The following is a 12,235-nucleotide window of genomic DNA, read 5'->3' as shown; positions in this document are numbered from 1 at the left end:
ATTGGTTTGAAATTCATATCAGGTCTACTATGTAGACCTTCGTGGATTCTCGGGAATCCGGTTCGGTTCCACAAGAAGTCATCGCTGCGTCATCAGGTCAGCCCGGTCTGACCTTTGGAAATGAACGAGAAATCGTCGTGCTCAAGAACGAAACCAAAAGCGAAGCCAATGAATTCGATCAGCCCTGTCCGATCCGGGACGTACTCGACCGGATCGGCGATCAATGGAGCTTGCTCGTCCTGGAGACGCTGGAGGGCGGGACGATGCGCTTCAACGAATTGATGCGAGCCATCGGCGATATATCGAAGCAGATGCTGTCCAGGACACTGAAACACTTGGAGCAGGATGGCTTTGTCCGGCGCACGCTGTACCCGGAGGTGCCACCACGGGTGGAATATGACCTGACCGATCTGGGCTGCTCGTTCCTCGTGCCCATGAAAGGGCTGGTTGCCTGGGCGGACGCCCACCACAGGGCCATTTGCGAAGCTCGCAGGTCTTACGCTGGGAGGGGGGCATCAGAGAGGAAACAGGCACTCGCCGACTGAGTCGGACGGAGCGGAAACCGAGAGCGCTCCCTGGGGCTTGACATGAACGTAACCCGGATAAGCGAAGCGCAATCCGGGAAAGACAAACCGCAGGCGGCCTTCAGAGCACCCGCACCTTCATTGAACGTCCCTTGATCTTGCCTTCGCTCAGCCGCTTGAGCGCCTGGCGGGCGACGCTGCGGTCCACCGCGACGTAGGCCTGGAAGTCGAACAGGGCGATCTTGCCCACCTGGGCGCCGGGGATGCCGGCTTCGCCGGTGAGGGCGCCGAGGATGTCGCCGGGGCGCAGTTTGTCCTTGCGTCCGGCGGCGATGCACAGGGTGGTCATCGGCGGCAGCAGTGGTTCGTCGCTTTTCGGCTTCAGGCTGTCCAGCTCGTGCCAGTTCAGTGGCGCCTTCTGCAGGTTCTCGATGGCCTGGGCGCGGCTGGCTTCGGCCGGCGCCACCAGGCTCAAGGCCAGGCCCTTTTCGCCGGCGCGGCCGCTGCGGCCGATGCGATGGATATGCACCTCCGGGTCGCGCGCCAGTTCGACGTTGATCACCGCTTCCAGCCCGGCGATGTCCAGGCCGCGGGCCGCCACGTCGGTGGCCACCAGCACGCTGCAACTGCGATTGGCGAACATCGCCAGGACCTGGTCGCGGTCGCGCTGTTCGAGGTCGCCGTGCAGGGCCAGGGCGGAAATCTTCCGTGCCTGCAGGTGCTCCACCAGTTCCTGGCACTGCTGCCGGGTGTGGCAGAAGGCGACGCTGGATTGCGGACGGAAGTGCAGCAGCAGGCGCAGCACCGCGTCCAGGCGCTGGCGCGGGTCGATCTCGTAGAAGCGCTGCTCGATCTGGCCGTCGTCGTGCAGGGCTTCCACCTGTACGCGCTGCGGTGCCTTCATGAAGGTGGCGGCGAGCTGCTCGATGCCAGCCGGGTAGGTGGCGGAGAACAGCAGCGTCTGCCGGCGCGCCGGGGTCTGGCCGATGATGTCGGCGATGGAATCGTAGAAGCCCATGTCCAGCATGCGGTCGGCTTCGTCCAGCACCAGGGTGTTGAGGCCGTCCAGTGTCAGGGTGCCCTTGCGCAGGTGCTCCTGCACCCGCCCCGGCGTGCCGACGATGACGTGGGCGCCGTGTTCCAGCGAACCGATCTGCGGCCCGAACGGCACCCCGCCACAGAGGGTGAGGACCTTGATGTTGTCGGCGGCGCGGGCCAGGCGGCGGATCTCCTTGGCCACCTGGTCGGCCAGCTCGCGGGTCGGGCAGAGCACCAGCGCCTGGCAGCCGAAGAAGCGCGGATTCAGCGGGGCGAGCAGGGCGATGCCGAAGGCGGCGGTCTTGCCGCTGCCGGTCTTGGCCTGGGCGATCAGGTCCTGGCCCTTGAGCATGAGCGGCAGGCTCTGTGCCTGGATCGGCGTCATCTCGGTGTAACCGAGGGCGTCGAGGTTGGCCAGCATGGCGGCGGAGAGCGGCAGGGAGGCGAAGGCGGCGGTCACGGCGAGGGTCCGGCAGGGGGATGGGCGCGCAGTGTAACAGCCCCGGCGCCGGATGCCGGGGCGCGGCGACCGGGAGGCCGCCGCGGGTGGCTCAGCGCAGCGGCTTGCCGCGTACCGGTGCGCCGTTGGCGACGTAGTAGGGCGCGTTGCTGCGGGGCAGCGGCGTCCGCCCACGGATTTTGTCGGCGAGCTTCTCGGCCATCATGATGGTCGGGGCGTTGAGGTTGCCGGTGGTGATCAGCGGCATGATCGAGGCGTCGATAACCCGCAGCCCTTCCAGACCGTGCACCCGGCCCTGGCCATCGACCACCGCCATGTCGTCCTCGCCCATCTTGCACGAGCAGGACGGGTGGAAAGCGGTTTCGGCGTGCTCGCGGACGAAACGATCGAGGTCGGCGTCGGATTGGTAGTCGACGCCGGGGCTGATTTCGCGGCCGCGGAACGGGTCCAGTGCCGGCTGGTTCATGATTTCGCGGGTGATGCGGATGCCATCGCGGAATTCCTGCCAGTCCTGCTCGGTGCTCATGTAGTTGAACAGGATGCTCGGGTGCTTGCGCGGGTCCTTCGAGCGGAGCTGGATACGCCCGCGGCTGGGCGAACGCATGGAGCCGACGTGGGCCTGGAAGCCGTGTTCCTTCACCGCGTTGCTGCCGTTGTAGTTGATCGCCACCGGCAGGAAGTGGAACTGGATGTTCGGCCACTCGAATTCGTCGCGGGTGCGGATGAAACCGCCGGCTTCGAACTGGTTGCTGGCGCCGACGCCCTTGCCGAGGAACAGCCACTGGGCGCCGATCGGTGGCTGGTTCCACCATTGCAGCGCGGGGTAGAGCGACACCGGTTCCTTGCAGGCGTACTGCACGTACATTTCCAGGTGGTCCTGCAGGTTGGCGCCGACGCCCGGCAGGTCGAGCACCAGCGGGATGTCCAGGTCGCGCAGCAGGGCGCCGGGGCCGACCCCGGAGCGTTGCAGGAGCTGCGGCGAGGCGATGGCGCCGGAGCAGATCAGCACTTCGCGGCGGGCGTGCGCGGTGACCGGCTCGCTGCCGTTGCCGTGCAGGTAGGCGACACCGATGGCGCGCTTGCCGCTGAACAGGATGCGGTCGGTGAGGGCGTGGGTGACGATGGTCAGGTTCGGCCGGTTGCGCGCCTGATCCAGGTAGCCGCGCGCGGTGCTGGAGCGACGGCCTTGGGGCGTTACCGTGCGGTCCATCGGGCCGAAGCCTTCCTGCTGGTAGCCGTTGAGGTCGTCGGTACGCGGGAAACCGGCCTGCACCCCGGCTTCCACCATGGCGTGGAACAGCGGGTTGTTGCCCGGCTTCGGCGTGGTCACGCAGACCGGGCCGTCGCCGCCGTGGTAGTCGTTGGGGCCGATGTCGCGGGTCTCGGCCTTGCGGAAGTAGGGCAGGCAGTCGAGGTAGGTCCAGTCTTCCAGGCCCTTGTTCTTCGCCCAGTTGTCGTAGTCCAAGGCATTGCCGCGGATATAGCACATGCCGTTGATCAGCGAGGAGCCGCCGAGGCCCTTGCCGCGCCCGCACTCCATGCGGCGGTTGTTCATGTGCGGTTCCGGGTCGGTCTCGTAGGCCCAGTTGTAGCGGCGGCCCTGCAACGGATAGGCGAGGGCGGCGGGCATCTGGGTGCGGAAGTCCAGGCGATAGTCCGGGCCGCCGGCTTCCAGCAGCAGGACGCTGACGTCGGCGTCTTCGGTCAGCCGCGTGGCCAGTACATTACCGGCGGAGCCGGCGCCGACGATGATGTAATCGAATTCTTGAGGCATGGGGACATCCTTCGGATGGACTGCTCGGGTGCCGGGATCGTTGCGGCGCGATGCACCGCCCCCTCACCCCAACCCTCTCCCCAGAGGGGAGAGGAGGCTTGTTCCGTGTAGGGCTGAGGCAAGGCGTCAGAACACGGAGACGTAATCGCCCAGCTCGACTTGGATGGATTTGATGCGAGTGTAGTGAGCCAGGGTGGTCAGGCCGTTTTCGCGGCCGACGCCGGATTGCTTGTAGCCGCCCACCGGCATTTCCGCCGGGGATTCGCCCCAGGTGTTGATCCAGCAGATGCCGGCTTCCAGGCGGTGGATCGCCCGGTGTGCGCGGTTCAGGTCCTGGGTCACCACGCCGGCGGCGAGGCCGTAGTCGGTGGCGTTGGCGCGACGGATGACTTCGTCCTCGTCGTCGTAGACCAGGATGCTCATCACCGGGCCGAAGATTTCCTCGCGGACGATGGTCATGTCGTCGGTGCAATCGCTGAATACCGTCGGTGCCACGTAGGCGCCCTTGGCGTAGTCGCCGTCGGTCACACGCTCGCCGCCACAGATCAGGCGTGCGCCTTCCGCCTTGCCCTTCTCGATGTAGCCGAGGACGCTGTCCATGTGGGCGAAGCTGACCAGCGGGCCGAAGTTGGTGCTTTCGTCCAGCGGGCTGCCGAGGCGGATGCGCTTGACCCGCTCCAGCACCTTGGATTCGAAGCGCGATTGCAGGGCACGCGGGACGAACACACGGGTGCCGTTGGTGCAGACCTGGCCGGAGCTGAAGAAGTTGGCCATTACCGCGATGTCGGCGGCGCGGTTGAGGTTGGCGTCGTCGAAGATGATCAGCGGCGACTTGCCGCCCAGTTCCATGGTGACTTCCTTCAGCGAGGAACTGGAGGCGCTGGCCATGACCTTCTTGCCGGTGTCGGTGCCGCCGGTGAAGGAAATCTTCTCGATGCGCGGGTGCTCGGTGAGCCAGGTGCCGACTTCGCGGCCGCTGCCGGTGACCACGTTGAACACGCCATCCGGCACGCCAGCCTCGGTGTAGATCTCGGCCAGTTTCAGCGCGGTCAGCGAGGTGACTTCGCTGGGCTTGAAGATCATCGCGTTGCCGGCGGCCAGGGCCGGGGCGGATTTCCACAGGGCGATCTGGATCGGGTAGTTCCAGGCACCGATGCCGGCTACTACACCCAGCGGCTCGCGGCGGGTGTAGACGAAGCTGGTCTCGCGCAGCGGGATCTGTTCGCCCTCGATGGCGGGGATCAGGCCGGCGTAGTACTCCAGCACGTCGGCGCCGGTGACGATGTCGACGAAGCGGGTCTCGGCCAGCGGCTTGCCGGTGTCCAGGCTTTCCAGCTCGGCCAGCTCGTCGTTGCGCGCGCGGAGAATGTCCACCGCCTTGCGCAGGATGCGCGAGCGCTGCATGGCGGTCATCGCCGCCCAGACCTTCTGGCCTTCCTCGGCGCTGGCCACGGCGCGCTCGACATCGGCCTGGGAGGCGCGCTGCACCTCGGCGAGCACTTCGCCGGTGGCCGGGTCGATGCTCTGGAAGGTGGCGCCGCTGGTGGCGTCTACATAGCCGCCGTGGATATAGAGCTTCTGCAGTTCGAATCGGGCCATGGGAACTCCTGAATAAGGTGGCCGATATCGGGATACGGGCCAGGGTTAGGGGTTCGCGTTCCTCGCATCTCTCTCGTTTTTCGAGAGCGTCAGGCGGGGACGCCGCCAGGGTGTTGGAACGATCCTCCGCCCCTCACCCCAGCCCTCTCCCCAGAAGGGAGAGGGAGTGTCTATCGGTTCAGCCGGCCTGCTTGGCCAGTTGCTGGTCCAGGTATTCGTAGGCGATGCGCAAGGCTTCCTGGGTGTCGAAGGCATCGCCGGATAGCGCGCCGCGTAGCCACAGGCCATCGATCAGCGCAGCCAGTCCGCGGGCGGCGGCGCGCGCATCCTCATACGGCAGCACACGGCGGAATTCGCCGCAGAGGTTGGAATACAGCCGGTGGTCGTTGATCCGTTGCAGCCGGCGCAGCGAGGGCTGGTGCATGCTGCTGGCCCAGAAGGCGAGCCAGGTCTTCATTGCCGGGCCGTTGACCTGGCTGGGGTCGAAGTTGCCGGCGATGATCGCCCGCAGGTGGTCGCGCGGGTTGTCGTCGGGCAGCGCCTGGCGGCGTTCGCGCACGGCCTGGCGCAGGGCCGCCATCAGGTGGCGCATGGTGGCTTCGAGCAAGCCGTTCTTGTCCTGGAAGTAGTGGCTGATGATGCCGTTGGACATGCCCGCCAGCTTGGCGATCAGGGCGATGCTGGCCTCGCCCATGCCGACCCGGTCGACCGCCTCGAGGGTGGCGTGGATCAGTTGCGAGCGGCGGATCGGTTGCATTCCAAGCTTGGGCATGGCGACACCTCTGTTCGTCCGGCGACTGCTCCGGGTGGCTGGAACCAGCATGGCACTAGGCTTGGAGCAGTCTATGGAATCTTTATTGAACGAACAATCAACAAAAACGACCTGGCATTGCTAACCACGACACGGGGCGTTTTTTACCGCTCCGTGCGCGGCAGCCCCCTGCGCTCCGTTGGGGCGGAGCACCGGAGGCCGAGCGGTGTGGCTTGGTCAGACGACCCGGGAGAGCTCCGCCGGTTGCACCTGGACCGGTTTGGCCGCGTTGTTGTCGTCCTTTTCCAGGTTCTTGCCGAGCAATGCGTGGTACAGCTCGCTGTCGCCGAGGATGCCGACCACCTGGCCGTTATCCTCCAGCACCAGCTTGTGCCCGGTCTGGTAGCGAATCTGCAGGGCGTCGCGCATGGCGATGCGCACGTTGACCAGGGTCGGCTCGCGGCGCAGGTTGGCCACCAGGTCGCCCGGTGCCCAGCGTTGCAGCTTGAGATCCTGGCCGCCCTGGCGAGCGCATTGCACGCCGTTGTTGTCGTCCAGGCCGAGCCAGCAGTCGCGGCCCTGGTCCACGCAGATTTCGTTGCCTTCGTGGCGGCACTGCTGCAACGGTCGCATCAGGCTTTCGCCGCACAGCACGTTGAGCGGGTTGGTGTGGGCAACGAAGGTACGCACGTAATCGTCCGCCGGGTTGAGAACGATCTCTTCCGGCTTGCTGTACTGGATGATCCGGCCGTCCTTCATGATGGCGATGCGCGAGCCGAGCTTGAGCGCTTCGTCCAGGTCATGGCTGACGAAGACGATGGTCTTGTGCAGCTTGCGTTGCAGCACCAGCAATTCGTCCTGCAACTGCTGGCGGATCAGCGGATCGAGGGCGGAGAAGGGTTCGTCCATCAGCAGGATGTCGGCATCCATGGCCAGGGCGCGGGCCAGGCCGACGCGCTGCTGCATGCCGCCGGAGAGCTGGTCCGGGCGCTTGTCGCGCCATTGGCTGAGGCCGACCAGTTCGAGCTTCTCGTCGACCAGCTTCTTGCGCTCGGCGGCCGGGCGGTGCTGCATCTCCAGGCCGAAGCCGACGTTTTCCGCCACGGTCAGCCAGGGCATCAGGGCGAACTTCTGGAACACCATGGCGATGCGCTTGGTGCGCATGGCCTTGAGGGTGGCCGGGGAGCAGGACGCAATGTCCACCTCGGCGCCTTCGTGCTCGATCAGCAAGCGGCCGCGGCTCACGGTGTTGAGGCCGTTGATGCAGCGCAGCAGGCTGGATTTGCCGGAGCCGGAAAGGCCCATCAGTACGCAGATTTCGCCGCGCTCGATGTCCAGGTTGGCGTTTTCCACGCCCACCACCTGGCCGGTCTTCTTCAGGATCTGGTCACGCGTGAGGCCTTGATCGAGCAGGGCGAGGGCTTCACGCGGTTGTTTGGAGAAGATGACGTCGACCTTCTCGAAGCGAATCATACTCACGCTTCAGTCCTCCGCTTGGCTTCGGGTTGTTTGCAGACGCGGTCGAGCAGGATGGCCAGCAGGACGATGGACAAACCGGCTTCGAAGCCGAGGGCGATATCCGCGGTATTGAGGGCATTGACCACCGGCTTGCCGAGCCCGTCGGCGCCGACCAGGGCGGCGATCACCACCATCGACAGCGACAGCATGATGCACTGGGTCACGCCGGCGCCGATGCTGGGCATGGCATGCGGCAGCTCGATGCGGCTCAGCAGTTGCCAGCGCGAGCAGCCAAAGGCCTTGCCGGCGTCGAGCAGTTCGTGCGGCACGTCCTGGATGCCTAGATAGGTCAGGCGGATCGGCGCGGCGATGGCGAACACCACGGTGGAGATCAGCCCCGGTACCACGCCCAGGCCGAACAGGGTCAGGGTGGGGATCAGGTAGACGAAGGTCGGCACCGTCTGCATCAAGTCCAGGACCGGCCGCATGAAGGTGTAGAACATCGGCTTGTGCGCGGCGGCGATGCCCAGCGGCACGCCGATCGCCACGCAGACCAGGGTGGCGAAGAGCACCTGGGCCAGGGTCTCCATGGTTTCCTGCCAGTAGCCGAGGTTGAGGATCAGCAGGAAGGAGAGCGCGCAGAACGCGGTGAGGGCCCACTTGCGCTGGATCAGTTGCGTCAGCAGCGCGAACAGGCCGATCAGCACCAGCGGGTTGAACCAGAGCAGTCCATGGGTGACGCCCTGGATCAGCATTTCCAGCGTGTCGGCCACCGAGTCGAAGAATTCGGCGCCATTGAGGGTCAGCCATTCGACGAAGTCGGCGATGTACTGCCCGAGGGGGAGTTTGTGATCAGTCAGCATGGTCTCGTACATCCACTTGCAGGAGGAGCGGAAGGCGCCCCGATCAGGGCGCCAGCTTGGCCTGGGCTGCGCCCAGTGCGGGTTTTCCGTCGCGAGTGGTAACGCCTGCCAGCCAGGTATCGAGAACCTGCGGGTTGGTTTTCAGCCAGGCTTTGGCGGCTTCACGCGGCTTCTGGTTCTGGTTCAGCACGGCGTCCATCAGCTGGTTTTCCATATCCAGGCTGAACTGCAGGTTCTGCAGCAGCTTGCCGACGTTGGCGCATTCCTGGGTGTAGCCTTTGCGCACGTTGGTATAGATGGTGGCGCCGCCGTAGTTCGGACCGAACACGTCGTCGCCGCCTTCCAGGTACTTCATGGGGAAGCGGGTATTCATCGGGTGCGGTTCCCAGCCGAGGAACACGACCCACTGGTTGCGCCGCACGGCGCGCTGGACCTGGGAAAGCATGCCGGCTTCGCTGGACTCGACGACCTTGAACTTGCCGAGGTCGAAGGTGTTGGCGTCGATCATGCCCTGGATCAGGCGGTTGCCGTCGTTGCCCGGCTCGATGCCGTAGATCTTGTTGTCCAGCTTGTCGGCGAACTTGGCGATGTCGGCGAAGTTCTTCAGGCCGGCTTCATACGCATAGTCCGGTACAGCGAGGGTGTACTTGGCGCCTTCGAGGTTGGCCCGCACGGTTTCCACGGTGCCCTTGTCGCGGTATTCCTTGATGTCGTTCTCCATGGTCGGCATCCAGTTGCCGAGGAAGACATCGATGTCCTTGTTCTGCAGCGAACGGTAGGTCACCGGCACCGACAGCATGTTGGTCTTGGTCTGGTAACCGAGGCTTTCCAGCACTTCGCTGGTGACTGCGGTGGTAACGGTGATGTCGGTCCAGCCGACATCGGCAAAGCGAACAACGCCACAAGATTCTGGTTCGGCGGCCTGGGCCAGCAGGGGGAGGCTGGCTAGGGTGGCGGCCATCGCAAACGTTCGTATTTTCATGGGCGGACTCCGTTTCTGGTTGTTGTAGCTCCTCTCGGGGAGCGGCATTGGCAGTCGGTATGAAAATGTGAGGCCACTTCGTGCGTGGCGGCCTGCACACCAAGCCTAGCGGTTGAGTCGAGAGGATCATGGAACAGCGGAAAACAAACGCCTATGGGGGGCGTCGCAACCAGTGCAGCCGGGGTCGTATCCAGCATGAGAGGGGTCGTATCCGGTAATTCGGGGCCCCTCTGCGCGGTATCCGGGGGCGCTGCTGGACCGCCCCGGCCTTTTTTCATTCAAACAAACCAGGCCGCGCCTTGACCACCTCCCGTGCCGGGCGATCGTCCCAGGGTGCCGATGCCGGCCAGTCAGGTGTCGAGGGCCTGCGGGTGGGCTTTCAGCCACGCCTTGGCCGCCTGGCGGCGGTTGGTGTTCTCATCGAAGAGACACATCGAGCCGCTTGTCGCTCAGCGCCTGGCAGGTCTCCGGCTCGACAAGCGCTTGACCTGCGTGATGTGGCCGAGCGCCAGGTGGGTCGTTGCACTGGTCATGTGATGTCGATGCAGCCGACGTCGGATAAAGGACCAGCCGGCAGCCTTCCGGTTCCGTTGCATATGTCGCGAATGGGATGCAGAGGGCCAGGAGCAGGAGCGTGGAGGTCATGCCTTTCATCGCCTCGCTTCCTTTTATTTATCCGGATGAGCCGCGAGTGCGCTCGACGAAGCCCGGTGGGGGTGGCGGCTCGCGCCATCCTCTGTGAATCCGCCATGCCCATGCGCGACTGGCGCCCGAAGCCGCTCCCGGCAACCGAGGGATCGTCGGCCAGGTGAAACGGTACGCCTATCGGAGCCGTCGTTTTTGGTGTGTGGAATGTCGTTTACGGTGCGTCGGTCCGCGACGTCCAGGCGTATTTATGAAGCACGTATGACGACGACGCTGGTGGATAAGGGTGCGTCGGAATGGGACTCCGTGACATCGGACAAAGGACCGATGATGCCCGCCCGTAAAGGCAGTCCGCATGCCGCTTCGTCTCAGGAGGTTGTTCCATGGCCATCAGTGTGTTCGACCTGTTCAAGATCGGGATCGGGCCTTCCAGTTCCCATACCGTGGGGCCGATGCGTGCCGCCGCGCTCTTCGTCCAGGCCCTTGGCGAGCGTCGCCTGTTGGCACGGGTCACCCGTGTCGAAGTGAAGCTGTACGGCTCGCTGTCGGCCACCGGTGTCGGCCATGGCACCGACAACGCCGTGATCATGGGGCTGATGGGCGAATGGCCGGATCGCATCGACCCGCGCCAGATCGCGCCGCGTATCGCTGCTCTCAAGGAGACCGGCAGCCTGTTGCTGGGCGGTGAGCGGCCGGTGGCGTTCGACTGGGCGCGCGACATGCGCCTGCTCGACGAGAACCTGCCCTACCATCCGAACGCCATGACGCTGATCGCCTGCGACGACAACGGCGAGCTGCACAGCGATACCTACTATTCCGTCGGCGGCGGCTTCGTCGTCGATGCCGAGCAGGCCGCCGCCGGCCAGCTCGACCAGGACCACACCCGCCTGCCCTACGACTTTTCCAGCGCGGTGGAACTGCTGCAACTGTGCCGTCAGCACGGGCTGCGGGTCTCTGAACTGATGCTGGAAAACGAGAAGGCCTGGCGCAGCGAAGCGGACATCCGCGCAGGGCTGATGCGCCTCTGGCAGGCCATGCGCGAATGCGTGGACAACGGGCTCAGCGAAGAGGGCATCCTGCCCGGCGGGCTCAATGTGCGCCGGCGTGCCGCCAAGCTGCACCGCAGCCTGCAGGAGCTGGGCAAGCCCAACGTGATCGGCTCGACCATGAGCGCCATGGAGTGGGTCAACCTGTTCGCCCTGGCGGTGAACGAGGAAAACGCCGCCGGCGGGCGCATGGTCACCGCGCCGACCAACGGCGCCGCCGGCATCATCCCGGCTGTGTTGCACTACTACATGAAATTCAACCCGGATGCCTGCGACGACGATGTCGTCAGATTTTTCCTAGGCGCCGCCTCGGTGGGCATCCTGTGCAAGAAGAACGCTTCCATCTCCGGCGCCGAAGTCGGTTGCCAGGGCGAGGTGGGTTCGGCCTGCGCCATGGCGGCGGCCGGTCTCGCCGAAGTGCTCGGCGCCACCCCGGAGCAACTGGAGAACGCCGCCGAGATCGGCCTCGAGCATAACCTCGGGCTGACCTGCGACCCGGTCGGCGGGCTGGTGCAGGTGCCCTGTATCGAACGCAATGCGATCGCTGCAGTGAAGGCGATCAACGCCGCGCAGATGGCGCTGCGTGGCGATGGCGAGCATTTCATCTCCCTCGACCGGGTGATCCGCACCATGCGCGACACCGGTGCGGACATGCACGACAAGTACAAGGAAACCTCGCGTGGAGGGTTGGCGGTCAGCGCGATCGAGTGCTGACGCCGGGTTCCCGCGATTGCCCGTTCTTCGCACACGGGCGCCGGGCGATGCCATCTTTTGGCGCGTCCACCGAATGAAGTACCGGCCTCAAGGACGGGGTCGGGAACGGTTAGGGGAATCCCGAGGCAAGGGGTGACAATCCTTACCCGGTAGCACCTGCCAAGGTGCTACGAAACTGCTCAGTCACGCAGGTGGCGAGCAGCGGCAAGGCCGCCGGATGACCGGGCTGGAGTGCCTCGGAACCGCATGACAGAGGCACTCAGGTGACTCCGCCTTTTTTGATTGAACAGTCATTCAAAATAGGCACGACATTTGCGTTCCGAATTCTCACAGTCCGGACGCCAGGCGTACCGGCCGGCATAAAAGAACAAGAGCCCCAAT

General features: G+C 65.1%; 9 protein-coding genes. 2 read left to right on the top strand and 7 right to left on the bottom strand.

All coding sequences use genetic code 11. From position 1 onward, the window contains the following. The first annotated feature begins 137 nt into the window (after nt 1–137). Complete coding sequence (locus tag PIN01S_RS13020; RefSeq protein WP_084336100.1) at nt 138–545, top strand: winged helix-turn-helix transcriptional regulator; 408 nt, start codon at nt 138–140, stop codon at nt 543–545. Nucleotides 546–645: 100 nt separating this feature from the next. On the opposite strand, the gene dbpA is transcribed toward PIN01S_RS13020, so the two are convergent. From dbpA to PIN01S_RS12985, 7 genes are all read right to left on the bottom strand, one after another. Then, nucleotides 646–2,022, bottom strand: a complete 1,377-nt coding sequence (gene dbpA, locus PIN01S_RS13015; RefSeq protein WP_084336099.1) for an ATP-dependent RNA helicase DbpA — start codon at nt 2,020–2,022, stop codon at nt 646–648. A gap of 91 nt (nt 2,023–2,113) precedes the next feature. Beyond that, nucleotides 2,114–3,796, bottom strand: coding sequence for a choline dehydrogenase (gene betA / locus PIN01S_RS13010; RefSeq protein ID WP_084336098.1), 1,683 nt, complete (start codon nt 3,794–3,796; stop codon nt 2,114–2,116). Between the two features lie 126 nt (nt 3,797–3,922). Beyond that, nucleotides 3,923–5,395 carry a betaine-aldehyde dehydrogenase gene (betB, locus tag PIN01S_RS13005; RefSeq protein WP_084336097.1) on the bottom strand — a complete coding sequence of 491 codons (1,473 nt, stop codon included), beginning with the start codon at nt 5,393–5,395 and terminating at the stop codon, nt 3,923–3,925. Nucleotides 5,396–5,573: 178 nt separating this feature from the next. Further along, entirely contained in the window at nt 5,574–6,167 is a 594-nt protein-coding gene (gene betI / locus PIN01S_RS13000) for a transcriptional regulator BetI (RefSeq protein WP_084336096.1), read from the bottom strand. A 216-nt stretch (nt 6,168–6,383) separates the two neighbouring features. Next, complete coding sequence (gene choV, locus PIN01S_RS12995; RefSeq protein ID WP_084336095.1) at nt 6,384–7,625, bottom strand: choline ABC transporter ATP-binding protein; 1,242 nt, start codon at nt 7,623–7,625, stop codon at nt 6,384–6,386. Continuing rightward, complete coding sequence (gene choW, locus PIN01S_RS12990; protein ID WP_084336124.1) at nt 7,622–8,467, bottom strand: choline ABC transporter permease subunit; 846 nt, start codon at nt 8,465–8,467, stop codon at nt 7,622–7,624. Before choW ends, choV begins: the two co-directional genes overlap by 4 nt. 43 nt (nt 8,468–8,510) lie before the next feature. Then, a complete protein-coding gene (locus PIN01S_RS12985) occupies nt 8,511–9,449 on the bottom strand; it encodes a choline ABC transporter substrate-binding protein (RefSeq protein WP_084336094.1) in 939 nt (312 codons plus the stop codon). Nucleotides 9,450–10,477: 1,028 nt separating this feature from the next. Between PIN01S_RS12985 and PIN01S_RS12980 the strand changes: the two genes are divergently transcribed. Continuing rightward, nucleotides 10,478–11,854, top strand: coding sequence for an L-serine ammonia-lyase (locus tag PIN01S_RS12980; protein WP_084336093.1), 1,377 nt, complete (start codon nt 10,478–10,480; stop codon nt 11,852–11,854). The last annotated feature ends 381 nt before the right edge of the window (nt 11,855–12,235 follow it).

Source organism: Pseudomonas indica NBRC 103045, assembly GCF_002091635.1.
In the GTDB taxonomy this organism is placed as follows: domain Bacteria; phylum Pseudomonadota; class Gammaproteobacteria; order Pseudomonadales; family Pseudomonadaceae; genus Pseudomonas_M; species Pseudomonas_M indica.
Note: the sequence above shows the minus strand (reverse complement) of the source record. Positions and strands in the feature narration are given on the sequence as shown.

Bases quoted from the DNA above. Each gene is read 5' to 3' on its own strand.
- betI (WP_084336096.1), bottom strand. From the start codon at position 6,167: ATGCCCAAGCTTGGAATGCAACCGATCCGCCGCTCGCAACTGATCCAC.
- betB (WP_084336097.1), bottom strand. From the start codon at position 5,395: ATGGCCCGATTCGAACTGCAGAAGCTCTATATCCACGGCGGCTATGTA.
- PIN01S_RS12985 (WP_084336094.1), bottom strand. From the start codon at position 9,449: ATGAAAATACGAACGTTTGCGATGGCCGCCACCCTAGCCAGCCTCCCC.
- PIN01S_RS12980 (WP_084336093.1), top strand. From the start codon at position 10,478: ATGGCCATCAGTGTGTTCGACCTGTTCAAGATCGGGATCGGGCCTTCC.
- betA (WP_084336098.1), bottom strand. From the start codon at position 3,796: ATGCCTCAAGAATTCGATTACATCATCGTCGGCGCCGGCTCCGCCGGT.
- choW (WP_084336124.1), bottom strand. From the start codon at position 8,467: ATGCTGACTGATCACAAACTCCCCCTCGGGCAGTACATCGCCGACTTC.